This is a genomic window from Pseudomonas sp. MT3 (genome assembly GCF_054720805.1).
This window is the reverse complement of sequence record NZ_JBTVPY010000008.1, coordinates 45,656-69,630: the sequence shown is the minus strand read 5'-3', so window position 1 is coordinate 69,630 and position 23,975 is coordinate 45,656. Positions and strand designations below refer to the sequence as shown.

At 67.0% G+C, this 23,975-nt stretch carries 20 protein-coding genes; 11 read left to right on the top strand and 9 right to left on the bottom strand.

All coding sequences use genetic code 11. The features are described from left to right. Positions 1 to 12: 12 nt before the first annotated feature. Positions 13 to 405: an RNA-binding S4 domain-containing protein gene (locus tag ACYCAX_RS10210; RefSeq protein WP_460247916.1), complete on the bottom strand. Its 393-nt coding sequence runs from the start codon at positions 403 to 405 to the stop codon at positions 13 to 15. Positions 406 to 506: 101 nt separating this feature from the next. On the opposite strand from ACYCAX_RS10210, the gene rimB reads away from it, so the two are divergent. The 3 genes from rimB (at position 507) to ACYCAX_RS10195 (ending at position 3,074) form a co-directional block, all read left to right on the top strand. Continuing rightward, the gene (gene rimB / locus ACYCAX_RS10205; RefSeq protein WP_460247915.1) at positions 507 to 983 is read left to right on the top strand and encodes a retropepsin-like aspartic endopeptidase RimB; all 477 of its coding nucleotides are present in this window, start codon (positions 507 to 509) and stop codon (positions 981 to 983) included. Further along, positions 980 to 1,885 carry a 30S ribosomal protein S6--L-glutamate ligase gene (gene rimK, locus ACYCAX_RS10200; protein ID WP_294975453.1) on the top strand — a complete coding sequence of 302 codons (906 nt, stop codon included), beginning with the start codon at positions 980 to 982 and terminating at the stop codon, positions 1,883 to 1,885. Before rimB ends, rimK begins: the two co-directional genes overlap by 4 nt. Positions 1,886 to 2,144: 259 nt before the next feature. Beyond that, positions 2,145 to 3,074, top strand: coding sequence for a S66 peptidase family protein (locus ACYCAX_RS10195; protein WP_460247914.1), 930 nt, complete (start codon positions 2,145 to 2,147; stop codon positions 3,072 to 3,074). A 138-nt stretch (positions 3,075 to 3,212) separates the two neighbouring features. Here the strand turns inward: ACYCAX_RS10195 and ACYCAX_RS10190 are convergent, their stop codons facing one another. Together ACYCAX_RS10190 and ompR are read right to left on the bottom strand one after the other, a co-directional pair. Continuing rightward, positions 3,213 to 4,532: an ATP-binding protein gene (locus tag ACYCAX_RS10190; protein WP_015479408.1), complete on the bottom strand. Its 1,320-nt coding sequence runs from the start codon at positions 4,530 to 4,532 to the stop codon at positions 3,213 to 3,215. 104 nt (positions 4,533 to 4,636) lie between these two features. Continuing rightward, positions 4,637 to 5,377, bottom strand: a complete 741-nt coding sequence (gene ompR / locus ACYCAX_RS10185; RefSeq protein ID WP_015479409.1) for an osmolarity response regulator transcription factor OmpR — start codon at positions 5,375 to 5,377, stop codon at positions 4,637 to 4,639. Positions 5,378 to 5,652: 275 nt separating this feature from the next. Between ompR and ACYCAX_RS10180 the strand changes: the two genes are divergently transcribed. From ACYCAX_RS10180 to gshA, 3 genes are all read left to right on the top strand, one after another. Next, entirely contained in the window at positions 5,653 to 8,001 is a 2,349-nt protein-coding gene (locus ACYCAX_RS10180) for a Tex family protein (protein ID WP_460247913.1), read from the top strand. 3 nt (positions 8,002 to 8,004) lie between these two features. Beyond that, positions 8,005 to 8,391, top strand: a complete 387-nt coding sequence (locus ACYCAX_RS10175; RefSeq protein WP_015479411.1) for a PaaI family thioesterase — start codon at positions 8,005 to 8,007, stop codon at positions 8,389 to 8,391. A gap of 227 nt (positions 8,392 to 8,618) precedes the next feature. Further along, entirely contained in the window at positions 8,619 to 10,205 is a 1,587-nt protein-coding gene (gene gshA / locus ACYCAX_RS10170; protein WP_460247911.1) for a glutamate--cysteine ligase, read from the top strand. A 192-nt stretch (positions 10,206 to 10,397) separates the two neighbouring features. Here gshA and argA read toward each other — a convergent pair whose 3' ends face one another. Together argA and argE are read right to left on the bottom strand one after the other, a co-directional pair. After that, a complete protein-coding gene (gene argA / locus ACYCAX_RS10165) occupies positions 10,398 to 11,696 on the bottom strand; it encodes an amino-acid N-acetyltransferase (RefSeq protein WP_015479413.1) in 1,299 nt (432 codons plus the stop codon). 189 nt (positions 11,697 to 11,885) lie between these two features. Next, positions 11,886 to 13,025, bottom strand: coding sequence for an acetylornithine deacetylase (gene argE, locus ACYCAX_RS10160; protein ID WP_294975468.1), 1,140 nt, complete (start codon positions 13,023 to 13,025; stop codon positions 11,886 to 11,888). 174 nt (positions 13,026 to 13,199) lie between these two features. Here argE and ACYCAX_RS10155 point away from each other — a divergent pair, with 174 nt between their 5' ends. From ACYCAX_RS10155 to ACYCAX_RS10140, 4 genes are all read left to right on the top strand, one after another. Further along, complete coding sequence (locus ACYCAX_RS10155) at positions 13,200 to 14,564, top strand: CYTH domain-containing protein (RefSeq protein ID WP_460247910.1); 1,365 nt, start codon at positions 13,200 to 13,202, stop codon at positions 14,562 to 14,564. Between the two features lie 137 nt (positions 14,565 to 14,701). After that, positions 14,702 to 16,486 carry a GspE/PulE family protein gene (locus ACYCAX_RS10150; protein WP_015479416.1) on the top strand — a complete coding sequence of 595 codons (1,785 nt, stop codon included), beginning with the start codon at positions 14,702 to 14,704 and terminating at the stop codon, positions 16,484 to 16,486. 107 nt (positions 16,487 to 16,593) lie between these two features. Then, the gene (locus ACYCAX_RS10145; protein ID WP_015479417.1) at positions 16,594 to 17,520 is read left to right on the top strand and encodes an SPFH domain-containing protein; all 927 of its coding nucleotides are present in this window, start codon (positions 16,594 to 16,596) and stop codon (positions 17,518 to 17,520) included. After that, complete coding sequence (locus ACYCAX_RS10140) at positions 17,520 to 17,966, top strand: NfeD family protein (RefSeq protein WP_294981658.1); 447 nt, start codon at positions 17,520 to 17,522, stop codon at positions 17,964 to 17,966. Before ACYCAX_RS10145 ends, ACYCAX_RS10140 begins: the two co-directional genes overlap by 1 nt. Positions 17,967 to 18,117: 151 nt before the next feature. Here ACYCAX_RS10140 and lgt read toward each other — a convergent pair whose 3' ends face one another. Together lgt and ACYCAX_RS10130 are read right to left on the bottom strand one after the other, a co-directional pair. Next, positions 18,118 to 18,918: a prolipoprotein diacylglyceryl transferase gene (lgt, locus tag ACYCAX_RS10135; RefSeq protein WP_015479419.1), complete on the bottom strand. Its 801-nt coding sequence runs from the start codon at positions 18,916 to 18,918 to the stop codon at positions 18,118 to 18,120. Positions 18,919 to 18,938: 20 nt separating this feature from the next. Next, positions 18,939 to 19,721: a sulfite exporter TauE/SafE family protein gene (locus ACYCAX_RS10130; RefSeq protein ID WP_294981604.1), complete on the bottom strand. Its 783-nt coding sequence runs from the start codon at positions 19,719 to 19,721 to the stop codon at positions 18,939 to 18,941. 117 nt (positions 19,722 to 19,838) lie between these two features. Here ACYCAX_RS10130 and ACYCAX_RS10125 point away from each other — a divergent pair, with 117 nt between their 5' ends. Beyond that, positions 19,839 to 20,585, top strand: a complete 747-nt coding sequence (locus tag ACYCAX_RS10125; protein ID WP_460247909.1) for an NRDE family protein — start codon at positions 19,839 to 19,841, stop codon at positions 20,583 to 20,585. Here ACYCAX_RS10125 and ACYCAX_RS10120 read toward each other — a convergent pair. Together ACYCAX_RS10120 and ptsP are read right to left on the bottom strand one after the other, a co-directional pair. Continuing rightward, a complete protein-coding gene (locus ACYCAX_RS10120; RefSeq protein ID WP_015479422.1) occupies positions 20,582 to 21,607 on the bottom strand; it encodes a sensor domain-containing diguanylate cyclase in 1,026 nt (341 codons plus the stop codon). The genes ACYCAX_RS10125 and ACYCAX_RS10120 overlap by 4 nt on opposite strands. Positions 21,608 to 21,692: 85 nt before the next feature. Further along, positions 21,693 to 23,972 carry a phosphoenolpyruvate--protein phosphotransferase gene (ptsP, locus tag ACYCAX_RS10115; protein ID WP_015479423.1) on the bottom strand — a complete coding sequence of 760 codons (2,280 nt, stop codon included), beginning with the start codon at positions 23,970 to 23,972 and terminating at the stop codon, positions 21,693 to 21,695. Positions 23,973 to 23,975: the final 3 nt, after the last annotated feature.

Here is a 23,975-nt window from a genome sequence, read left to right as displayed (position 1 = left end):
CGCGCCGGTCGATCATTCCCGGTCGCGGAAACTGAACAGCTGGCGGCGCTGCTTCTTGGTCGGCCGCCCGTCGGTCTGCACGCCCAGCGCGCCAGCCTTGCGCAGCGCTGACGCGTCCTCGCGGCGCTTCATGCTGTCGGCGGTCTCCTCATAAAGAAGCTGCGCCTCGGGCGCGCCGCGACGCACCATCGACAAGGCCTTCACCACCACGGTGCGCTCGTCGAAGCCGGTGCGAATCACGTATTCCTCGCCGACCTTGGGTTCCTTGCCCGGCTTGCAGCGCTCGCCCCGGCAATGCACCTTGCCGCCCTCGATGGCCTCCTTGGCCAGGGAGCGGGTCTTGTAGAAGCGCGCCGCCCACAGCCACTTGTCCAGGCGGACCTTGTTGTCGTCTTTCTCGCTCACTTCATCACCTCGTCATGCGGGCCTGAGAGTGTACCGTGCGCCCCGCTGGCGGGGCACAAGCGGCCTGACTAGAATGCCGGCAAACGCCGGGGACGCCTGCCTTGAAGACATTCGACCAGCTATCGGTAATCGGTTTGCGCGAATGGATCGCCCTGCCTGAACTGGGCATGGTCGGCCTGCGCGCGAAGATCGACACCGGCGCCAGCACATCCAGCCTGCATGCCAGCGATATCGTGCCCTTCGTGCGCGACGGGCAGGACTGGGTGCGCTTCGTCGCCCATCTGGGCACCCAGGTGCAGCGTCGTCATCGCTGCGAGGCGCCAGTGGTGACGATGAAGACCATCAAGAGCTCCAACGGCCAAGCCCAGACCCGCTACGTGATCCGCACCCTGCTGGCGCTGGGCGACCGCGCCTGGTCGGTGGAATTCACCCTGGCCTGCCGCAAGACCATGCGCTACCGCGTGCTGCTGGGCTCCAAGGCCCTTGTGCAGGGCCAACTGGTGGTCAACCCCGGCCTCACCTACGTGCAAGACAAACCCCTCATCATGGTTCCCGCCACCCTTCCAGGTGATCAATGAAAATTGCTGTGCTGTCGCGCAATCCGCGCCTGTATTCCACCCGTCGGCTGGTGGAGGCCGGGCAGCAACGTGGCCACGAGATGGTGGTGATCGACACCCTCCGCGCCTACATGAACATCGCCAGCCACAAGCCGCAGATCCACTACCGGGGGCAGCCGCTGGAAGGCTTCGACGCGGTGATCCCGCGCATCGGCGCCTCGGTGACCTTCTATGGCTGCGCCGTGCTGCGGCAGTTCGAGATGATGGGGGTGTTCCCGCTCAACGAGTCGGTGGCCATCGCCCGCTCCCGCGACAAGCTGCGTTCGCTGCAGCTCTTGTCACGCAAGGGTATCGGCCTGCCGGTGACCGGCTTCGCCCATTCCCCCGACGACGTGCCGGACCTGATCGAGATGGTCGGCGGCGCACCCTTGGTGATCAAGCTGCTGGAAGGCACCCAGGGCATCGGCGTGGTGCTGTGCGAGACGGAGAAAGCCGCCGAATCGGTGCTGGAGGCCTTCATGGGGCTCAAGCACAACATCATGGTGCAGGAGTACATCAAGGAAGCCGGCGGCGCCGACATCCGCTGCTTCGTGGTGGGCGACAAGGTAATCGCCTCGATGAAGCGCCAGGCCGCGCCCGGCGAGTTCCGCTCCAACCTGCATCGCGGCGGCAGCGCCAGCCTGATCAAGATCACTCCGGAAGAACGCATGACCGCCATCCGTGCCGCGCGGGTGATGGGATTGAAGGTTGCCGGTGTCGACATCCTGCGCTCCAACCACGGCCCGCTGGTGATGGAGGTGAACTCCTCGCCGGGCCTGGAAGGCATCGAGACCACCACCGGCAAGGACATCGCCGGGGTGATCATCGAGTACCTGGAGAAGAATGGCGGGCCGCATCTGGCCAGAACGAAGGGCAAAGGGTGAGCCGGGGCTTTCGCGACGCCTGCGTCGCGCCGGCGAACGCCAGGCCAGGGATAGCCTGGCAGGGGTCTCAGAGAAGCACGTAGTCACGACAGGGATGTCTGGATTGTCTTCTCAGGAAGCACCTTCCAGCCAAACGGCGGATAAAGCGTCCCGCTTTATCCGCCCTACGGGAGCGAACCTCTTGCCTGCGTTGCCAGGCTGAACCATTCGCGAGCAAGCTCGCTCCTACAGGCTCCTCCCACCGCTATCGGATGCACTCATGCCCGCTTCCCGCCCCCACGCCGAACTCACCTGGTCGCCCATCGAGGGCCGCATCGCCCTGGTCGCACCGGCCTCGGCGATTGCCGAGGAGGTGCTGGAAGCCACCCTGCGTCAATTGGAAGTCCAGAGCATCGACTACCACCTGGGCAAGCACGCCGACGCGCGCTACCGCTACCTGGCCGGTACGCCGGAGCAACGCCTGGAAGACTTCCACGCCGCCTTCGAGCGGGAAGACGTCAGCGCCGTCTGGTGCCTGCGCGGCGGCTACGGCTGCGGACAACTCATCCCACAGCTGGACTGGCAGCGCATCAAGGCCGCCTCGCCGCGCCCGCTGATCGGCTTCTCCGATATCTCCATCCTGCTCAGCGCCTTCCACCGCCAGGGCCTGCCGGCGATCCACGGCATGGTCGCCACCGGGCTGGGCCTGCAGCCGCTGAGCGCCCCCAGCGAACAACGCGAACGGCTGGCTTCGCTGGCCTCGGTCAGCCACGTGCTGGCCGGCGGCCCCGGCAAGCTGGCGGTGCAGCACCTGGCAGGGCCGAAGGGCGCCGTGGAAGGCGAACTGATTGGCGGCAACCTGACCGCCCTGGCCTGCATGGCCGGCACCGACGGTGCGCTGTACGTGCCGGACGGCGCGATCCTGATCCTCGAAGACGTCGGCGAGCCCTACTACCGCCTCGAGCGCAGTCTCTGGCAACTGCTGAACAGCCTGGACGGCGCACGCCTCGGCGCGGTCTGCCTCGGCACCTTCACCGACTGCCCGCGCAAGGGCGTGGCCCACAGCCTGGAAGAAATCTTCGCCGAATACGCCGCGCAGCTGGGCGTGCCGCTCTACCACGGCCTGCCCAGCGGCCACGGCGCGCACAACCGCGCCTGGCCCTATGGGCGCCAGGCGGTTCTGGGAGGCAAGTCCCTGCGCTGGGATTAGAGTCTGTTTACGATCTCGCGAGCTAGAGCAGAACAAGGCGAGGGCAGCTGAGAAAGCGGAGTTGACTGTAGTCAATGAGCACTTCTCGGCTGGCCTCAACGCAGTTATGCCGACGCGCAGCAGATCGTAAGCAGGCTCTTAGTGCGCGTCGCGCGGCAGCAGCAGCCCCAGCGGCAGACAGACGCGCGCTTCCACGCCACCACCCTCGCGGTTGCGCAGTTCGATGCTGCCGCCGTGCTGTTCGGCGATGCGTTTGACGATGGCCAGCCCGAGGCCGGTGCCCTTGCCGCCGCGCGCTTTGTCACCCCGGAAGAAGGGGTTGAAGATGTTCTCCAGCTCCTGTGGATCGACGCCCGCGCCACGGTCCAGCACGCTGAGCACCACGTAGGGCGCGCCGCCGCCACCGGCCACGTGGGCCGCCACTTCGACCTTGCCGCCGCCGTGGTTCAGGCCGTTCTCGATCAGGTTGCCCAGCAGGCGCTTGATCGACACCCGGCGGAAACGGAACAGCGGCAGCGTCTCCAGGCACAGGCGCACACGGTTGCCATTCTGGTTGAAGGCATCGGCCACCTCACGGATCAGGTCGGCGAGGTCGCCTTCCTCCACCGACTCGTCGCGGCCGTCGCGGATGAAGGCGAGGAACTGGTCGAGGATGGCGTCCATGTCCTCGATATCGCGGACCATGTCCTCGACCATCTCGCGGTCGCTGTCGGGCATCAGTTCCAGTGACAGGCGCAGGCGCGTCAGCGGCGTCCGCAGGTCGTGGGAAACCCCCGCCAGCATGAGTTCGCGCTCGCGACCGCCCTGCTCGACATCGTCGGCCATCTGGTTGAACGCGCGGTACACCTCGGCCATCTCGCTGGGCGTTTCCGGCCCCAGGGGCAGGCGCACGCTGCGTCCCTTGCCGAACTCGCGGGAGGCGAACACCAGGCGCTTGAGCGGCTGGCTGAGCTGGCGTACGAAAATCCAGGCGGCGGCGGTGGAGAGCAGGCCGATGCCAAGGAACCAGCCGAGCACGCTCCAGATCTGCTGACCGCGCAGCGGGTGCGGGTAGAGCGGTACGCCGATCCAGCCGTCACCCAGGGTCGGAGCTCGCACCCAGAGCATCGACGGATGATGGATGCGCAGACGGGTCTCGGTGTCGATGCCCAGCTCCATGCGCATCTGCCGCTGGAAGATCTCGGTGTACGGCCAGTGCACTTCCTCCGGCTGCCCCTGCTCGTGGGGCGCCCACTTCAGCCCGGCGGACTGGGCGATGGCCTCCCGCGACTTCTCGTCCGCCGCCCAGTAGGCGCGCACGGTCAGCGCCGCGCCGTGGCTGTATTGGCGGTCGACCAGCATGTCTTCGTTCATCAGCAGGTAGACCAGGGTCAGCGCCTTGGAGAACAGCACGACGATGAGCACCAGCCAGAGGGTGCGGGAGAAGAAGCTTTGCGGGAACCAGAGGGGTGTTTTCAAGAACGGATTACCAGGAAGCACGAATTGTAGGAGCGAGCTTGCTCGCGAACCTGCATCGACGCGAGGTGTTGTTCGCGAGCAAGCTCGCTCCTACAGGGCAAACATCACTTGCGCGCGGCGCCATCGGGTACGAATACATAGCCCACGCCCCAGACTGTCTGGATGTAGCGCGGCTTCGACGGATCGGGCTCGATCAGCCGGCGCAGGCGGGAAATCTGCACGTCGATGGAGCGCTCCAGGGCGTCCCACTCGCGGCCGCGGGCCAGGTTCATCAGCTTGTCGCGGGTCAGCGGCTCGCGGGCATGCTGTACCAGCGCCTTGAGCACGGCGAACTCACCGGTGGTGAGCATGTGCACTTCCTCGCCCTTCTTCAGCTCGCGGGTGGCCAGGTGCAGCTCGTAGTCGCCGAAGGTGACGATCTCGTCCTCGCCCGCCGGCGCGCCCGGCACCAGCGGCGCCTGGCGGCGCAGCACGGCCTTGATCCGCGCCAGCAGCTCGCGCGGGTTGAAGGGCTTGGCCAGGTAATCGTCGGCGCCCTGCTCCAGGCCGGAAATGCGGCTGGCTTCATCGCCCTTGGCGGTGAGCATGATGATCGGAATCTGGTTGTTCGACTCGCGCAGGCGCTTGCATGCGGAGAGGCCGTCCTCACCCGGCATCATCAGGTCCAGCACCACCAGCTGGAACAGTTCGCGGGCCAGCAGGCGATCCATCTGTTCGGTGTTTTCGACGGCGCGGACACGGTAACCCTGCTCATCGAGGAAGCGTTCCAGCAGACGGCGCAGGCGCGCGTCGTCATCGACCACGAGGATCTTTTCGCCTTCCGGCAGGGTGGCAGCGTTGCTCATGGAAACTCCCAGAATCTGATTCGACGGGCATTATCGCCCAGCCGCCGTGGCACACGGCCTGTCCATTGTTAGCAGATTTTTCCCCGACCAGCCGACCACCGGGTGAAATTGTCGTGGGTATAATGCGGCGCTTTTGCGGCGGGGCGTTGTCACAGAGCCTGTCGAATGACCGGGAAGCCCGGCATTGGCGCTCTGTCACGGACCTCTCGATGATCCTGCGAGCTCACGCCGCAGATCATGCGTCCCGTTTTTCGATTGTCTTGTCAGGTGGATTCATGGACAGCATCAACACCCGTATCGCCGAAGAGCTTTCCGCACTGCCCTCCGGCCGCGTTCAACCGCAGCAAGTCGCCGCTGCCGTCGCACTGCTCGATGAAGGCTCCACCGTCCCCTTCATCGCCCGTTACCGCAAGGAAGTCACCGGCAGCCTGGACGACACCCAGCTGCGCATGCTCGAAGAACGCCTGCGCTACCTGCGCGAGCTGGAGGACCGCCGTGGCGCGATCCTCGCCAGCATCGAGGAACAGGGCAAGCTGACCCCGGAACTGGCCCGCGAGATCAAGCTCGCCGACACCAAGACCCGCCTCGAAGACCTCTACCTGCCGTACAAGCAGAAGCGCCGCACCAAGGGCCAGATCGCCCTGGAAGCCGGCCTGGGCGAGCTGGCCGACGCGCTGTTCGCCGACCCGACCCTGACCCCGGAAACCGAAGCCGCGCGCTTCGTCGATGCCGAGAAGGGCTTCGCCGACACCCGTGCCGTGCTCGAAGGCGCCAAGTACATCCTCATGGAGCGCTTCGCCGAGGACGCCACCCTGCTGGACCGCCTGCGCGGCTTCCTCAAGGACAACGCCACCCTCACCGCGCGCGTGGTGCCGGGCAAGGAAACCGAAGGTGCCAAGTTCAGCGACTACTTCGAGCATGACGAGCCGCTGAAGAACGCCCCGTCGCACCGCGCCCTGGCGATCTTCCGCGGCCGCAACGAAGGCGTACTGAGCGTCGCCCTGAAGGTCGGCGAAGAGCTGCCGGGCACCGCGCACCCGTGCGAGACCATGATCGGCGAGCGTTTCGGCATCAAAACTCCCGCTTCGCGGGAGGGGGGCCGCGCCGCCGACAAGTGGCTGTCCGAAGTGGTGCGCTGGACCTGGAAGGTCAAGCTCTACACCCACCTGGAAACCGACCTGCTGGGCGAGCTGCGCGAAGGCGCCGACGCCGAGGCGATCAACGTCTTCGCCCGCAACCTGCACGACCTGCTGCTGGCCGCCCCGGCCGGCCCGCGCGCCACCCTGGGCCTCGATCCGGGCCTGCGCACCGGCGTGAAGGTCGCCGTGGTCGATGCCACCGGCAAGCTGCTGGACACCGCCACCGTCTACCCGCACGTGCCGAAGAACCAGTGGGACCAGACCATCGCCGTGCTCGCCGCGCTGTGCGCCAAGCACCAGGTGGAACTGATCGCCATCGGCAACGGCACCGCCAGCCGCGAGACCGACAAGCTGGCCGCCGAGCTGATCAAGAAATACCCGGCGCTCAAGTGCACCAAGATCATGGTCAGCGAGGCCGGCGCCTCGGTGTACTCGGCGTCGGAACTGGCCGCGAAGGAATTCCCGGAGCTGGACGTATCGCTGCGCGGCGCCGTCTCCATCGCCCGCCGCCTGCAGGACCCGCTGGCGGAACTGGTGAAGATCGAGCCGAAATCCATCGGCGTCGGCCAGTACCAGCACGACGTCTCCCAGCTGCAGCTCGCGCGCAGCCTGGACGCGGTAGTGGAAGACTGCGTGAACGCCGTCGGCGTGGACGTCAACACCGCCTCCGCCGCGCTGCTGGCGCGCATCTCCGGCCTGAACAGCACCCTGGCGCAAAACATCGTCGCCCACCGCGACGCCAACGGCGCCTTCCGCACCCGCGACGATCTGAAGAAGGTCAGCCGCCTGGGCGAGAAGACCTTCGAGCAGGCCGCCGGCTTCCTTCGCGTGATGAACGGCGACAACCCGCTGGACGCCTCCGCGGTGCACCCGGAAACCTACCCGCTGGTGCAACGCATTGCCGCCGATACCGACCGCGACATCCGCTCGCTGATCGGCGATTCGGGCTTCCTCAAGCGCCTCGATCCGAAGAAGTTCACCGACGAGCAGTTCGGTCTGCCCACCGTCACCGACATCCTCAAGGAACTGGACAAGCCCGGCCGCGACCCGCGTCCGGAGTTCAAGACCGCCGAGTTCCAGGACGGCGTCGAGAGCCTCAAGGACCTCAAGCCGGGCATGGTGCTCGAAGGCGTGGTGACCAACGTCACCAACTTCGGCGCCTTCGTCGACATCGGCGTCCACCAGGACGGCCTGGTACACATCTCCGCGCTGTCGGAGAAGTTCGTCAAGGACCCGTACGAAGTGGTCAAGGCCGGCGACATCGTCAAGGTCAAGGTCATGGAAGTGGATATCCCGCGCAACCGCGTCGGCCTGTCCATGCGCATGGGCGATACCCCCGGCGAGAAGGTCGAAGGCCAGCGCGGCGGTCGTCCGGGCGGCGGTGCCCCGCGTGGCGACCGTGGCGCCCCGCGCCAGCAGGAGAAAGCCCCGGCGAACAACGCCATGGCCTCGCTGTTCGCCAACGCCAAGCAACTGAGGAAGTAACCGATGGCCGAAGAGCTCGATGTTTCCAGCGGCAGCGCCTTCAGCCGCCTGCTCGGCCTGGAGATCGTCCAGGCTGCCGACGGCAAGGCCGAAGTGCACATGACGATGCACGACGGCCTGCGCAACGTGCATGGCAAGCTGCACGGCGGCGCGCTGTTCTCGCTGATCGACACCGCCATGGGCCAGGCCTGCCACAGCCTGTCCGGCGGCATGGCGCAGAGCGTGACCCTGGAGAGCAAGATCAACTACATCCGTCCGGTCAGCGACGGCGAGGTGGCCTGCCGCGCCTGGGTGCTGCACAACGGCAAGCGCACGCTGGTGGTCGAAGCGGACACCTACCAGGGCGAGAAACTGATCGCCAAGGCCCAGGCGACCTTCGCCAGGACCTGACCCACCCGGGAGCCGGGCACGACACCCGGCTTCCATTCCGTCACAAAGCGGCACGCGCATATCCGGGATCGCCGCGCGCCAGGCCGCCGGCTTTCGCCGCACACTGCGCGCGACTAGGCTATTGGCGTTTCTCCCTTGCCCAGGCGGCGACGCCGGCATGCTTTCCCCTTGTAGACCGCCCAGTCCACCCCCATAGTGGGTCGACTGCCGTGTGAAGGATTTCCAACTTGAGCGACCAACTCTCCCGCCGCCTGGCCCTGCTCGACGATGCCGCCAACCTGTCCCTGCTCGCCCAGTGCCTGCACGGTATCGAACGCGAATGCCTGCGTGTCGACGAACACGGCAAACTGGCGCTGACCCCGCACCCGCGCGCGCTGGGCTCGGCGCTGACCAACCCGCAGATCACCACGGACTACTCCGAGTCGCTGCTGGAGTTCATCACGCCCACCTCCACCAGCGTCGAAAGGACCCTGGAGAACCTGGGCGAAATCCACCGTTTCGCCAACCAGAAACTCGACGGCGAATACCTGTGGAGCCCGTCGATGCCCTGCGAGCTGCCGGACGAGGAAAGCATCCCGATCGCCCGCTACGGCAGCTCCCACATCGGTCGCCTGAAATACGTCTACCGCAAGGGCCTGGCCCTGCGTTACGGCAAGACCATGCAATGCATCGCCGGCATCCACTACAACTTCTCCCTGCCCGAGGAGCTGTGGGAACTGCTGCGCCAGGAGGAAGGCAGCGAGAAGAGCGCGCGGGATTTCCAGTCGCACCGCTACATCGCGATGATCCGCAACTTCCGCCGCTACAGCTGGCTGCTGATGTACCTGTTCGGTGCGTCCCCGGCCCTGGACGCCGGCTTCCTGCATGGCCGCCCGCATGGTCTGGAAGCCTTCGACGAGAACACCCTCTACCTGCCCTACGCCACCAGCCTGCGCATGAGCGACCTGGGCTACCAGAACAACGCCCAGGCGGGCCTCACGCCCTGCTACAACGACCTGGACAGCTACATCGACAGCCTGCGCCGCGCGGTGAGCACGCCCTATGCGCCGTACGAGAAGGTCGGCACCCAGGTCAACGGTGAGTGGGTGCAGCTCAACACCAACATCCTGCAGATCGAAAACGAGTACTACTCGAGCATCCGTCCCAAGCGCGTCACCTACACCGGCGAACGGCCGATCCAGGCACTGATCTCCCGTGGCGTGCAGTACGTCGAGGCGCGCTGCCTGGACATCAACCCCTTCCTGCCGCTGGGCATCGACGTCACCGAAGCGCGCTTCCTCGACGCCTTCCTGCTCTACTGCGCGCTCTCCGACAGCCCGCCGCTGGGCGGCTGCGAGTGCGGCGCGGCCACCAGCAACTTCCTCAAGGTGGTCAAGGAAGGTCGTCGCCCCGGCCTGAAACTGGAGCGCGGCGGGCAGCAGGTGGAAATGAAGGACTGGGCCAACGGCCTGCTCGACGCCATCGCGCCGATCATCGACCTGCTCGACCGCGCCCACGGCGGCAGCCTGCATGCCGAAAGCCTGGCGCAACAGCGCGCCAAGGTTGCCGACGCCAACCTGACGCCGTCCGCCCAGGTCCTGGCGGAAATGCGCGAACGCGGCGAGAGCTTCGAAGCCTTCGCCCTGCGCTACAGCCGTCAGCACGCCGCGACCCTGAGCGCACAGCCGCTGTCCGCCGAGGAGCAGGCGCGCTTCGAGGACATGGCCAGTCAATCGCTGCAAGAGCAGGCGGAACTGGAAGCGCAGCCCGAAGGCGATTTCGACACCTTCGTCGCTGCCTACCAGGCGAGCATCCTCGGCCTGATCAGCGTCTGAGCGCGCCGCCACGCAAACGAAAAAGAGGCCTTCGGGCCTCTTTTTCGGTTCCACGGTACAGTACCCTGCAGGAGCGAGCTCGCGAATGGGCCCGCTGCGGGGTTGCTTCGCGAGGCCGAATCCATTCCCTACGGATAACGGCATTCCCCACATTCCTGTGGGTCACAAGCTCGCTCCTACGCAGGGCAGCCGTTACAAGGTCTTCTCGAACACCTGCGAATTGCGCTGGTAGTTGTACAGCGAGGCGCGCGCCGTCGGCAGCCGGTCGACGCTGCTGGGCTGGAAGCCGCGCTCGCGGAACCAGTGGGCGGTGCGGGTGGTGAGCACGTAGAGGGTCTTCAGACCGAGGTTGCGCGCGCGCTGCTCGATACGCTCCAGCAGCTCGTCGCCACGCCCGCCGTGGCGATACTCCGGGTTCACCGCCAGGCACGCCAGTTCGCCAGCCTCGGAATCGGCGATGGGATAGAGCGCCGCGCAGGCGATGATCAGCCCTTCGCGCTCGACGATGCTGAACTGCTCGATCTCGCGCTCCAGCACCTCGCGGGAGCGGCGCACCAGGATGCCCTGCTCCTCCAGCGGGCGGATCAGCTCCAGCAGCCCGCCGACGTCCTCGATGCCCGCCTCGCGCAGTTGTTCGAACTGTTCCTGGGCCACCAGGGTGCCGTTGCCGGTGCGGGTGAACAGCTCGCTGAGCAGCGAGCCGTCCTCGGTGTAGCTGACGATGTGGCTGCGGCGCACGCCCGCGCGGCAGGCCTGGGCGGCGGCATCCAGCAGCTCGCCCTGGTAGCTCGCGCCGAGGCGCTCCAGGTGCGCCGGCACCTGCTGCGGGCGCAGCTCGCGCACCAGCTTGTCGTTGCTGTCCAGCAGGCCGCGTTCGGCGCCGTAGAGGATCAGCTTGTCCGCGCCCAGGTCGATGGCCGCGCGCATGGCCACGTCCTCGCAGGCGAGGTTGAAGATTTCCCCGGTGGGCGAGTAGCCCAGCGGCGAGAGCAGCACGATGCTGCGCTCGTCGAGCTGGCGGTTGATGCCCTTGCGGTCGATCCGGCGGACTTCGCCGGTGTGGTGGTAATCGATGCCGTCGACCACGCCGATCGGCCGCGCGGTGACGAAGTTGCCGGAGGTCACGCGCATGCGCGAGCCCTGCATCGGCGAGGCAGCCATGTCCATCGACAGGCGCGCTTCGATGGCAATGCGCAGGTTGCCCACGGCGTCGATCACGCAACCCAGGGTCGGCGCGTCGGTCACCCGCAGGCCGCGATGGAAGCGTGGCGCCAGACCGTGCGAGGCCAGGCGCGCCTCGATCTGCGGGCGCGAGCCGTGCACCAGCACCAGGCGCACGCCCAGGCTGTGCAGCAGCACCAGGTCGTGGACGATATTGCCGAAATTGGGGTCTTCGACGCCCTCGCCGGGGAGCATCACCACGAAGGTGCAGTCCCGGTGCGAGTTGATGTAGGGCGAAGCGTGGCGCAGCCAGTTGACGTAGTCGTGCATTGCTTGAAAAGCCTGTCGTGCGAGTGGGCGGAAGTCTGTCGAATGCGGCCGGGGCCGGGCGGCGCGGTTATCGTCGTCGCAGGAACATCGACAGGCTTCTCCTCTACAGTACGTCGGGCCCTGTTGCGGGCGTTCTACAGGCGAATCTCCGCAGGCGACTTCCCGGAGGCACGCTCCAGGGACGACGCTCTACAGACAATAGTGGCGGATCAGTCCACGCAGCAATTCCACGGTCGGCTCGATGCGGTCCAGGGCAAGATGCTCGTCCGGCTGGTGGGCGCAGGCGATGTCGCCGGGGCCGAGCACCAGGGTCTGGCAGCCGAGCTGCTGAAGATACGGTGCTTCAGTGCCAAAGGCTACCGCTTGCGCCGAATATCCGCTGAGACTTTCGGCGATACGCACCAGCTCGCTGTCCGCCGCCTCTTCGAAGGGCGGCACGGCGGGGAACAGCGGGCGGTAGTCGAGCTGCACCGCATGGCGCTCGGCGACCGGCCGCAGGCGCTCGCGAATGGCCTGGCGCAGAGCCTCCGGCTGCATGCCGGGCAGCGGGCGCAGGTCGAACTCCAGGGCGCACTGGCCACAGATGCGGTTGGGGTTGTCGCCGCCGTGGATGCAGCCGAGGTTGAGCGTCGGCTGCGGCACGCTGAACTGCGGGTTGGCGAACTCGCGCTGCCACTCGCCGCGCAGCGCCAGCAGCTCGCCAATGGCGGCGTGCATGGCCTCCAGCGCGCTGCGCCCCAGGCTGGGGTCGGAGGAGTGGCCGCTCTGGCCCAGGATGTCGATGCGCTCCATCATCACGCCCTTGTGCAGGCGGATCGGCTTCAGGCCGGTGGGTTCGCCAATCACCGCCGCACGCCCCAGCGGCCGCCCGGACTCGGCCAGCTTGCGGGCGCCAGCCATCGAGCTTTCCTCGTCGCAGGTGGCGAGCAGGATCAGCGGTTGCTTCAACGGCTGGTCCAACAAGGGCAGCAACGCCTCGATGGCCAGGGCGAAGAAGCCCTTCATGTCGCAGGCGCCCAGGCCGTACCAGCGGCCATCGCGTTCGTCCAGGCGCAGCGGATCGCTGCTCCACAGCGCCTCGTCGTAGGGCACCGTGTCGGTATGCCCGGCCAGCACCAGGCCACCGGGGCCGCTGCCCAGCACGGCGATCAGATTGGACTTGCCCGGCGAGACGGCCTGCAGCTCGCAGGTGAAGCCCAGGTCATCCAGCCAACCGGCCAGCCGCTCGATCACCGGTCGGTTCGACTGGTCCAGCGCGGCCTGGGTGCAACTCACCGACGACAGGGCGATCAGTTCGGCAAAGCGTTGTTTCAAGGGCGGCAACGGCATGGTGTCCTCCGAGGGCGTGGTTTCCACTATGGACCATGCCGGCCTGCGGTAAAACCTCGCGCCGCCCGGCAGGCGCACCGAACTACCTGTAAACTGCACACCTTTGACGCCTTTTCCGTGCCCCTCTTCAGGCTTTTCGCCAGACGGGCGCATCCGCTCTGACCGGACATCGCCATGCAGAAAGAAACCGAAATCAAACTGCGCGCCAGCCGCGAAACTCTCGACGCCCTGCGCGATCATCCGGCGCTGAAGAAGCGCAACAAGTCCGGCTGGGAACTCCGCGAGCTGTTCAACCAGTACTACGACACGCCCACCCGCGAGCTGGCCCGCGCCCGCGTCGCCCTGCGCATGCGCCGCGACGGCGAGCAGTTCATCCAGACCCTGAAGACCCGCGGCCAGAGCGTCGCCGGGCTGTCCGAGCGCAACGAGTGGGACTGGTACCTGGAGAAGAACAAGCTCGACCTGAAGAAGCTCGACGACCAGTGCTGGCCGGCCGCCCTGGCCGACCTGGACAAGAAGCAGCTCAAGCCGATCTTCAGCACCGACTTCACCCGCCAGCGCGCCGAGATCGCCTGGGGTCGCGGCAAGACCAAGGTGGTCATCGAGGCCGCGCTGGACCTGGGCAAGGTCATCGCCGGCAAGCAGGAAGAGGAAATCTGCGAGCTGGAGCTGGAACTGCGCCAGGGCGAACCCGCCGCGCTGCTGGAACTGGCGCTGGAACTGGCCGCCGACCTGGCGCTGATGCCCTGCGACATCAGCAAGGCCGAGCGCGGCTACCGGCTGTTCGACCCGGCCAGCTACAGCATCCAGCCCGATACCCAGAAGCTGCTGGCGGAAACTCCGCTCGACGGCGCCTTCGCCGCGCTGGCCTGGGCGCTGCTGGGCAGCAGCCAGCGCCTGGCCGAGCAATACCGCTTCAACGGCCACTGGCGTCTGCTGGAAGACTGGCTACGCCAGCTGGTGGACCTGCGCGCCCTGCTCGGCAGCCTCGGCCAGGCCGTGCCGCGCGCCACTACCCGCGAGCTGCGCGCCGCCCTCGATGCGCTGATCGCCGACTGGCTGCCGCGCATCGAACAGGGCCGCGACGACGAAGCCGTGCGCCAGCAGATGCCGGACGCCTTCCGCGAGGAACTGGCGAACACCCGCTGGGGCCAGTTCTCCCTGGGCATCTCGCGCTGGCTGCTGGCCAAGGCCTGGACCGAGGCGCGCAACGAGCGCGCCAACCGCCTGGGCGGCGCCGCGGTCGGCAAGTGGCTGCAACGCACGCTCGCCGAAGAGGCCCAGGCCATGCCGCTGCAACGCGCCCAGCAACTGCCCGAAGTGCTCGCCGACCAACTGCCGCGCCTGCAGCGCATGCTGGTCTGGCTGCGCCCGGCGCGCGGCGTACTGGACCTGCCGGAGGTCGACCGCCTGTACGGTGAACTGGCCAAGCTGGAAGAACTGCTGGCCGCCCCGGAGGCCGAGGATCGCCTGGATGCCCTGGCGGCCCAGGCCCATACTGTGCTCACCCTCAAGCCGTGGAAGGCGCTTTTGAAATAAGCTCCGGGCGAGCTCGCCGGCCCTTGTAGGAGCGAGCTTGCTCGCGAACCAGGCCTGGCACCAAGCCAAAGCGGTTCGCGAGCAAGCTCGCTCCTACATAAGCCTGTCACTTCACGCCAGGACCAACAGGAGTTCAGATGTCCGCCTACGCCCCCTCCGCCCAGGACCGCTTGCTCGACCTGGGCGATATTCTGCGCGAACTGGTGAGCCAGGGCCGCGTCGCCCAGGATGACGCCGAGCAGTGCCTGGCCATCCGCCGCAGCGCGGTGAACAACCAGCAGCACCCGCTGGAGTTTCTCGCCGCGCAGCAGGTCGAAGATCGCCAGCGCTGCGGGCGCAAGCTCGACCTCGACGCCCTGGTGCACTGGCTGGCGGACTACTCAGGGCAGCCCTATCGGCGCATCGACCCGCTGAAGATCGACGTGGCGGCGGTCACCCCGCTGATGTCCTACGCCTTCGCCCAGCGCCACCAGATCCTCGCGGTGGCCGTGGCGCCGGACGAAGTCACCATCGCCAGCGCGCAGCCTTTCGTGCAGGCCTGGGAAAGCAACCTGATCCACGTCCTCAAGCGCCCGATCAAGCGTGTGGTCGCCAGCCCCACCGACATCCAGCGCTTCACCGTGGAGTTCTACCGGCTGGCCAAGTCGGTCAGCGGCGCCACCGCCAAGGACCAGAAGGTCAGCGGCGTGGGCAACTTCGAACAACTGCTCAACCTGGGCGCGGCGGACCAGGAGCCCGATGCCAACGACGCGCACATCGTCACCATCGTCGACTGGCTGTTCCAGTACGCCTTCCAGCAGCGCGCCAGCGATATCCACATCGAGCCGCGCCGCGAGCAGGGCACGGTGCGCTTCCGCATCGACGGCGTGCTGCACAATGTCTACCAGTTCCCGCCGCAGGTCACGATGGCGGTGGTCAGCCGCCTCAAGTCCCTGGGCCGGATGAACGTCGCCGAGAAGCGCAAGCCGCAGGACGGCCGGGTAAAGACCAAGACCCCGGACGGCGCCGAGGTCGAGCTGCGCCTGTCGACCCTGCCCACGGCCTTCGGCGAGAAGATGGTGATGCGGATCTTCGACCCCGAAGTGCTGCTCAAGACCTTCGACCAGCTCGGCTTCTCGCCGGACGACCTGCGCCGCTGGCAGAGCATGACCAGCCAGCCCAACGGCATCATCCTGGTCACCGGCCCCACCGGCTCGGGCAAGACCACCACGCTGTACACCACGCTCAAGCAACTGGCCACCGACGAGGTGAACGTCTGCACCATCGAGGACCCGATCGAGATGATCGAGCCCTCGTTCAACCAGATGCAGGTGCAGCACAACATCGAGCTGACCTTCGCCAGCGGCGTGCGCGCCCTGCTGCGCCAGGACCCGGACATCATCATGGTCGGCGAGATCCGCGACCTGGAAACCGCCGAGATGGCGATCCAGGCGGCGCTCACCGGCCACCTGGTGCTCTCCACCCTGCACACCAACGACTCGCCCACCGCCATCACCCGCCTGCTGGAACTGGGCGTGCCCTACTACCTGATCCGCGCCACCGTGCTCGGCGTCATGGCCCAGCGCCTGGTGCGCACCCTGTGTCCGCACTGCAAGGAACCGATGGAACTGGACGAGGCGGACTGGCAGGAACTGACCCGGCCGTGGAACGCCCCGCTGCCGACCAGCGCCCATCGCGCCGTCGGTTGCCTGGAGTGCCGCGACACCGGCTACCGGGGCCGCGCCGGGGTCTACGAGATCATGCTGCTGAGCGAAACCGTGAAGGAGCAGATCAGCGCGGACACCGACCTGATCCCGCTGCGCCGCCAGGCCTTCAAGGAGGGCATGCGCAGCTTGCGCCTGTCCGGCGCGCAGAAGGTCGCCGCCGGGCTGACCACCATCGAGGAAGTACTGCGGGTCACTCCGCAGAGCGAGCAGAAGTAGCCTGTCGGCGGGGTATCGCCCTTCCGGCCGGCGCGGGGGTTGGTCCACGATAGCGCGCAGGGCCCGTAGCCGCCCCACAGGCAGTTTTCGACCAAGGAGCTTTTCACATGGAAATCGGTAGTGTCGTCCTGTTGTTCGTCATCCTGGCCATCGCCATCGTCCTGATGGGCTTCAAGGTGGTCCCGCAAGGCTTCGAATGGACGGTGGAGCGCTTCGGCCGCTACACCCATACGCTCAAGCCGGGCCTGAGCATCATCATCCCGGTGGTCGACCGCATCGGCCAGAAGATCAACATGATGGAGCGCGTGCTGGACGTCCCGCCGCAGGAAGCGATCAGCGCCGACAATGCCATCGTGCAGATCGATGCCGTGTGCTTCTTCCAGGTGGTCGACGCGGCGCAAGCGGCCTATGAAGTGAGCGGGCTGGAAAACGCCGTGCGCAACCTGGTGATGACCAACATCCGCACCGTGCTCGGCTCGATGGAGCTGGACCACATGCTCAGCCAGCGCGACGCGATCAACGAACGCCTGCTGCGCACCGTCGACGAGGCCACCGCGCCCTGGGGGCTGAAGGTCACCCGCATCGAGATCAAGGACATCAGCCCACCGGCCGACCTGGTGGAAGCGATGGCCAGCCAGATGAAGGCCGAACGCCTGAAGCGCGCGCAGATCCTCGAGGCCGAGGGCAAGCGCGCGGCGGAAATCCTCACCGCCGAAGGCAAGAAGCAGGCTCAGATCCTCGAAGCCGAAGGCCTGCGCCAGTCGGCCTTCCTCGAATCCGAGGCGCGCGAGCGCCAGGCCGAGGCCGAAGCCAAGGCGACCCGGGTGGTCTCCGAGGCCATCGCCAGCGGCAACGTGCAGGCGATCAACTACTTCGTCGCGCAGAAGTACGTCGACGCCCTCGGCCAACTGGCCAGTTCCAACAACAGCAAGATCGTGCTGATGCCGCTGGAAGCCAGCCAGGTGATCGGCGCGGTCGGCGGCATCGGCGAGATCGTCAAGGCCACCTTCGGTGACGCCAAGGGCCGCAACTGATGGCCGCCTTTCTGCAAAATCTCGGCTTCTGGGACTGGCTGGGCCTGGCCATCGTCCTGTTGATCCTGGAAATCTTCGGCGCCGGCGGCTACCTGCTGTGGATCGGCATCGCCGCGGCGCTGACCGGCGTTCTGGCATTCCTGCTGCCGGGGCTGGACTGGCTCTGGCAGTGCCTGGCCTTCGGCGTGCTGGCGATCCTCACCGCGCTGTACTGGTGGAACCACCAGCGCCTGAACAAGCGCCAGGCCGAACCCTCCGGCCTCAACCGCCGCGGCAGCGAGCTGGTCGGCCGCCAGTTCGCCCTGCACGACGCCATCGTCGGCGGCCGCGGCAAGATCCGCGTCGGCGACAGCGTCTGGCTGGTCAGCGGGCCTGACCTGCCCGCCGGCGCGCAGGTGCGCGTGACCGGGCAGGACGGTGTGCTGCTGCTCGTCGAGCCGATCTGAGCTCCGATCAAACCGGTATCTGTAGGAGCGAGCTTGCTCGCGAACCCGCCCCCGCTGCGGAGTTCGGTTCGCGAGCAAGGACTGGGCGTCCCCTTCGGTCCTACGAAAAGCAGAAAGCCGCCCTAGGGCGGCTTTTTCATTCAGGCGAAACTCAGCTCGCCGCCGGCTGCGCCGGGGCCCGGCGGTAGGCCCAGACCATCAGCGCGATACCGCCGAGGATCATCGGCACGCACAGCACCTGGCCCATCGTCAGCCAGCCCCAGGCGAGGTAGCCCAGTTGGGCGTCCGGTACGCGGACGAACTCGACGATGAAGCGGAAGATGCCGTAGCAGAGCACGAACAGGCCGGACACCGAGGCGGTCGGGCGCGGCTTGCGGGTGAACAGCCAGAGCACGACGAACAGCGCCACGCCCTCCAGGGCGAACTGGTACAGCTGCGACGGGTGGCGCGGCTCCGGGCCGCCGGTGGGGAAGATCATCGCCCAGGGCACGTCGGTCACCTTGCCCCATAGCTCGCCGTTGATGAAGTTGCCGATGCGCCCGGCGCCCAGGCCGATCGGCACCAGCGGCGCGATCAGGTCCATCAGCTGGAAGAAGCTCTTGTTGTTGCGCTTGCCGAACCACCAGGTGGCCAGCATCACGCCGATCAGCCCGCCGTGGAACGACATGCCGCCCTTCCATACCTCGAAGATCAGCGTCGGGTTGGCGATGTACTCGTCCAGGTTGTAGAACAGCACGTAGCCCAGGCGACCGCCCAGCACCACGCCGCAGGCCACCCAGAACACCAGGTCGGAGAGCTTCTCCTTGGTCCAGGTCGGGTCGAACTGCTTGAGCTGGCGCGACGCCAGCAGCCAGGCGCCGCCGATACCGATCAGGTACATCAGGCCGTACCAGTGGATTTTCAGCGGCCCGAGCGCTACGGCGACCGGGTCGATCTGTGGATAAGGCAGCATCCGCTTCTCCTAGCAGGAATTCAGATCAGGAAACTCAGCCCCACGCTGAACAACAGCAGGGCGAACAAACGCTTGAGTACCAGGGGCGGCAGGCGGTGCGCCAGTCGCGCCCCGATGCGCGCGAAAAACATGCTGGTCAGGGCGATGCCCACCAGCGCCGGCAGATAGACGAAGCCGATGCTCATCTCCGGCAACTGCGCGTTGTGCCAGCCGACGACGATGAACGATATCGCACCGGCGATGGCAATCGGCAGTCCACAGGCGGACGAAGTCGCAACCGCCTGTTGCATGGGGACGCCACGCCAGGACAGGAACGGCACGGTCAGCGAGCCGCCGCCGATGCCGAAGATCGCCGATGCCCAGCCGATCACACTGCCGGCGACGCCCAGTCCGACGCGGCCGGGCGGCTCGCCGCTGCCCTTGGGCTGCAAGCCGAGCGCCATCTGGATCGATACCAGGATGGCGAAAACCCCGATGATCTTCTGCAGCACCGGCCCCTGGATCTTCGACGCGGTGAGCGCCCCCAGGGCACTGCCGAGCAGGATACCGACGGTCATCCAGATGAACAGCGACCAGCGCACCGCGCCACGGCGGTGATGTTCGAGAATCGAGTTGACCGACGTGAAGATGATGGTCGCCAGTGAAGTGCCGACCGCCATTTGCGTCAGCACATCGGGCGAAAAACCGTGGGCGGTGAAACTGAACACCAGGGCCGGGACGATGATCAGCCCGCCGCCGACGCCGAACAGGCCGGCCAGCACACCGGCGCAGGCGCCCAGTACCAGATAGAGCACGAACTCCATGTGGGCAACCTCGGACGAATGAAAGCGGGCATGGTAGCCGATGCGCCCCAGGCGCTCCAGCCACCCACGGGCTCCGGCGGACTTGATAGACTGCCGGCACACTGAGGAGTTTGCCGGATGTGCCTGATCGTCTTCGCCTGGCGTCCCGACCACGCCATGCCGCTGATCGTTGCCGCCAACCGCGACGAGTTCTACGCCCGCCCCACCCTGCCGCTGGCGGCGTGGGAGGATTCCCCCGGCCTGTACGCCGGCCGCGACCTGGAAGCCGGCGGCACCTGGATGGGCATCGCGCCCGGTGGCCGCTTCGCGGCGCTGACCAACGTCCGTGATCCAGGCCAGCCGCTGGGGCCGCGCTCGCGGGGCGAACTGGTCGCCGCCTTCCTGCAAGGCCGCCAGGCGCCATTGGAGTACCTGCAGCACGTCGCGCGCCGCGCCAGCGACTACAGCGGTTTCAACCTGCTGGTCGGGGACGCGGAACAGCTCTGCTACTTCAACCCGCGCATCGGCCCGCCGACAGCCGTGGCCCCCGGCGTGCATGGCCTGTCCAATGCCGCGCTGGATACGCCCTGGCCGAAGCTGCTCCGCGCCTGCAACGCCCTGGAAACCCGGCTCGAACGGCCGGACGCCGGAGCGCTCCTCTCGCTGCTGGCCGACGAACGCCAGGCCAGCGACGGGGAGCTGCCTGAAACCGGCGTGGGCCTGGCCACCGAGAAGCTGTTGTCGAGCGTGTTCATTGCCAGCCAGAACTACGGCACCCGCGCCAGCACGGCGCTGATCGTCCACGCGGACGGCCACCGCGAGCTGCTGGAGCGCAGCTTCGGCCCCAGCGGCGCGCGCCTGGGCGATGTGCGCCTGAGCGTCTAGCAGGCCACGATGCAGTCGCGTTGCTGCTTGGCGCGATAGAGCCCGTCGTCCAGCCGGCGCATCAGCCCCATCAGATCCTCTGCGGGGCGCATCGCGGTAACGGCGAAACTGGCGGTGAGCTGCACCGGCAGGGAGATATCCGCGCGGCGCAGGCTCAGGCGCAGCCGCTCGGCCAGTTCCCGCGCCTCCTCGCAGGCGGTTTCCGGCAGCAGCACGATGAATTCCTCACCACCCCAGCGGGCGAAACAGTCTTCCTCTCGCAACCGCCGCCGCACCACTTCCGCCACGGCCACCAGCACGCGATCGCCGGCCGGATGCCCCAGGCTGTCGTTGATGCGTTTGAAATGGTCGAGGTCGAACATCATCACGGCGCAGGCATGGCCGTGGCGCTGCAGACGCTGCCATTCGGCGTGCAACTGCTGCTCGAAGCGGCGGCGGTTGGCAATCTGCGTCAGCGGATCGATCTCGGAGAGGCGCAGCGCTATGGCCGCCTGCTCGGCAAGCGCCTGGTTGGCCCGGCGCAGCGCCTCGGTGCGCGCGTCCACCAAGGCCTCCAGTTGCTGGTTGAGCGCCTGCAGTTCCAGATTCTTCTGCTGCAGCGCCAGCTCGGCCAGCTTGCGTTCGTGGATGTTGCGATGGGCGCCGATCATCCGGGTCGCCCGTCCCGTCTCGTCGTACTCGACGAAGCGCCCATGATCGCTGACCCACAAGTAGCTGCCGTCGAGGCAACGACAACGGTATTCCTCGGCGTACTGCTGGCTGCGCCCCTCGACGTAGGCGTTGAAGCCGTTCATCACCTGCTCGAAGTCTTCCGGGTGGATGACCTCATGCCAGGTGGCGACGTTCTCCGGCAGGCTGTCCGCATCGTAGCCGAGCATGGCGTACCAGCCGGGGCTGCGGCTGACATGGTTGCTACGGATGTGCCAGTCCCAGATGCCGTCGCTGACGATGTCCAGCGCCAGGCGCAAGGTGAGGGTATTGTCGTGGGAGTCCGTGCCAGGGTCGACGTCGAGCTCGCCCATAAGCTTCGCCTTGGCCGGCACGCCGGCCTCACCGTCTTGGAGCCCCCCGGCAATGCACGGAGCCGGGAGGATAGGAGGCCCGGCGTCAGGCCTGGATGGTTGCCGCCGGGTTGATCACGCGACCGAGGCCGAGGTTGCGCAAGGCCAGGTGCAGCGAACTGTGGATGACCTGCGGATTGTCGAAGGTCATCAGTTGGCTGAGCAGTTCGTGCGCCTTGGACAGGGTCATCTGGCGCAGCAGCCATTTCACCTTGGGCAGGTTGGTGGCGTTCATCGACAGCGAGTCGAAGCCCATGGCCATCAGCAGCACGGCGGCGGCCGGATCGCCGGCCATCTCGCCGCAGATGCTCACCGGCTTGCCTTCGGCATGGGAGTCGTCGACCACCTTCTTCAGCGCCTGCAGCACGGCCGGGTGCAGGTAGTCGTAGAGGTCGGCGACGCGCGGGTTGTTGCGGTCCACCGCCAGCAGGTACTGGGTCAGGTCGTTGGAACCGACCGAGAGGAAGTCCACCTGGCGCGCCAGTTCGCGGGTCTGGTACACCGCCGCGGGGATCTCCACCATCATGCCGATCGGCGGCATGGGGATGTCCACGCCCTCGTCGCGCACCTCGCCCCAGGCGCGGTGGATCAGGTGCAGCGCTTCTTCCAGCTCGTGGGTGCCGGAAATCATCGGCAGCAGGATGCGCAGGTTGTCCAGGCCTTCACTGGCCTTGAGCATGGCGCGGGTCTGCACCAGGAAGATTTCCGGGTGGTCGAGGGTGACGCGGATGCCGCGCCAGCCGAGGAAGGGGTTGTCTTCCTTGATCGGGAAGTAGGACAGCGCCTTGTCGCCGCCGATGTCCAGGGTGCGCATGGTCACCGGCAGCGGGTGGAAGGCGGAAAGCTGCTCGCGGTAGATGGCGAGCTGTTCCTTCTCGCTGGGGAAGCGGTCGTTGATCATGAACGGCACTTCGGTGCGGTACAGGCCGACACCCTCGGCGCCGCGCTCCTGGGCACGCGCCACGTCCGCCAGCAGGCCGGTGTTGACCCACAGCGGCATACGGTGGCCGTCCAGCGTCTCGCAGGGCAGCTCGCGCAATGCGGCCAGGCCCTTGCTCAGTTCTTTCTCTTCGGCGACCACTTCGCCGTACTGCTTGACCAGCTGCGGCGACGGGTTGGTGTAGATCTCGCCGTGGTAGCCGTCGACGATCAGGTCGATGCCATCGACCTTGGAATACGGCAGGTCGACCGCGCCCATGACCGTGGGGATGCCCATCGCGCGGGCGAGGATAGCGACGTGGGAGTTGCCCGAGCCAAGCACGGACACCAGGCCCACCAGCTTGCCCTCGGGCACTTCGCCAAGCATGGCCGGCGACAGCTCCTCACTGACGATGATGGTCTGGTCCGGGTAGGCCAGGGTCTGCTTACGCTCCTCCTGCAGGTAGGCGAGGATGCGGCGGCCGATATCCTTCACGTCGGAGGCGCGCTCGCGCAGGTAGGCGTCGTCCATCAGCTCGAAACGCTGCACGTGCTCCATCACCACCTGGCGCAGGGCGCCCTGGGCCCACTGGCCGGCGCGGATGATGCGCTTGACCTCCAGGCCGATGGAAGCGTCGTCGAGCATCATCAGGTAGACATCGAACAGCGCGCGTTCTTCCTTGCGCAGCTGGGTGGCCAGCTTGCTGGAGAGGTTGCGCATGTCCTCGCGGACCGATTCCAGCGCCTGCTTGAACAGCTCGACCTCGGCCTCGACGTCATCGATGGGCTTGTCCGGGACCACTTCCAGGTCGGCCGGCGGCAGCACCACCACGGCCTTGCCCACGGCCACGCCGGGCGCGCCAGGGACGCCGACGAACTTGGCCTCGCTGATGCCCTTGCCGAGCTTGCCCAGGCCACGGATCGTGCCGGTCGCCTCGGCATGGGCAATCACACCGGCGAGTTGCGCGCTCATGGTGACGAGGAAGGCCTCCTCGCCTTCGTCGAACTGGCGCTTTTCCTTCTGCTGCACGACCAGGACGCCCATCACCCGACGGTGGTGGATGATCGGCGCGCCGAGGAAGGAGGCATAGCGTTCCTCGCCGGTTTCGGCGAAGTAGCGGTAACGGGGGTGTTCGGAGGCGTTCTCGAGGTTCAGCGGCTCCTCGCGGGTGCCGACCAGGCCGACCAGGCCCTCGTTCGGCGCCATGCTGACCTTGCCGATGGAGCGCTTGTTCAGGCCCTCGGTGGCCATCAGCACGAAGCGGTTGCTCTCGGCGTCCAGCAGATAGACCGAGCACACCTGGGTGCCCATCGCCTCCTTCACGCGCTGCACGATGATGCCCAGCGCCGCCTTGAGGTCCTTGGCGGAGTTCACTTCCTGGACGATCTTACGCAGCGTGTTGAGCATGGC

Excerpts from the sequence above, each read along its gene's own strand:
- rimK (WP_294975453.1), top strand. The coding sequence starts at position 980 with ATGAAAATTGCTGTGCTGTCGCGCAATCCGCGCCTGTATTCCACCCGT.
- ACYCAX_RS10195 (WP_460247914.1), top strand. The coding sequence starts at position 2,145 with ATGCCCGCTTCCCGCCCCCACGCCGAACTCACCTGGTCGCCCATCGAG.
- ompR (WP_015479409.1), bottom strand. The coding sequence starts at position 5,377 with ATGAGCAACGCTGCCACCCTGCCGGAAGGCGAAAAGATCCTCGTGGTC.
- ACYCAX_RS10180 (WP_460247913.1), top strand. The coding sequence starts at position 5,653 with ATGGACAGCATCAACACCCGTATCGCCGAAGAGCTTTCCGCACTGCCC.
- ACYCAX_RS10175 (WP_015479411.1), top strand. The coding sequence starts at position 8,005 with ATGGCCGAAGAGCTCGATGTTTCCAGCGGCAGCGCCTTCAGCCGCCTG.
- argA (WP_015479413.1), bottom strand. The coding sequence starts at position 11,696 with ATGCACGACTACGTCAACTGGCTGCGCCACGCTTCGCCCTACATCAAC.
- argE (WP_294975468.1), bottom strand. The coding sequence starts at position 13,025 with ATGCCGTTGCCGCCCTTGAAACAACGCTTTGCCGAACTGATCGCCCTG.
- ACYCAX_RS10155 (WP_460247910.1), top strand. The coding sequence starts at position 13,200 with ATGCAGAAAGAAACCGAAATCAAACTGCGCGCCAGCCGCGAAACTCTC.
- ACYCAX_RS10150 (WP_015479416.1), top strand. The coding sequence starts at position 14,702 with ATGTCCGCCTACGCCCCCTCCGCCCAGGACCGCTTGCTCGACCTGGGC.
- ACYCAX_RS10145 (WP_015479417.1), top strand. The coding sequence starts at position 16,594 with ATGGAAATCGGTAGTGTCGTCCTGTTGTTCGTCATCCTGGCCATCGCC.
- ACYCAX_RS10140 (WP_294981658.1), top strand. The coding sequence starts at position 17,520 with ATGGCCGCCTTTCTGCAAAATCTCGGCTTCTGGGACTGGCTGGGCCTG.
- lgt (WP_015479419.1), bottom strand. The coding sequence starts at position 18,918 with ATGCTGCCTTATCCACAGATCGACCCGGTCGCCGTAGCGCTCGGGCCG.
- ACYCAX_RS10130 (WP_294981604.1), bottom strand. The coding sequence starts at position 19,721 with ATGGAGTTCGTGCTCTATCTGGTACTGGGCGCCTGCGCCGGTGTGCTG.
- ACYCAX_RS10125 (WP_460247909.1), top strand. The coding sequence starts at position 19,839 with ATGTGCCTGATCGTCTTCGCCTGGCGTCCCGACCACGCCATGCCGCTG.
- ACYCAX_RS10120 (WP_015479422.1), bottom strand. The coding sequence starts at position 21,607 with ATGGGCGAGCTCGACGTCGACCCTGGCACGGACTCCCACGACAATACC.
- ptsP (WP_015479423.1), bottom strand. The coding sequence starts at position 23,972 with ATGCTCAACACGCTGCGTAAGATCGTCCAGGAAGTGAACTCCGCCAAG.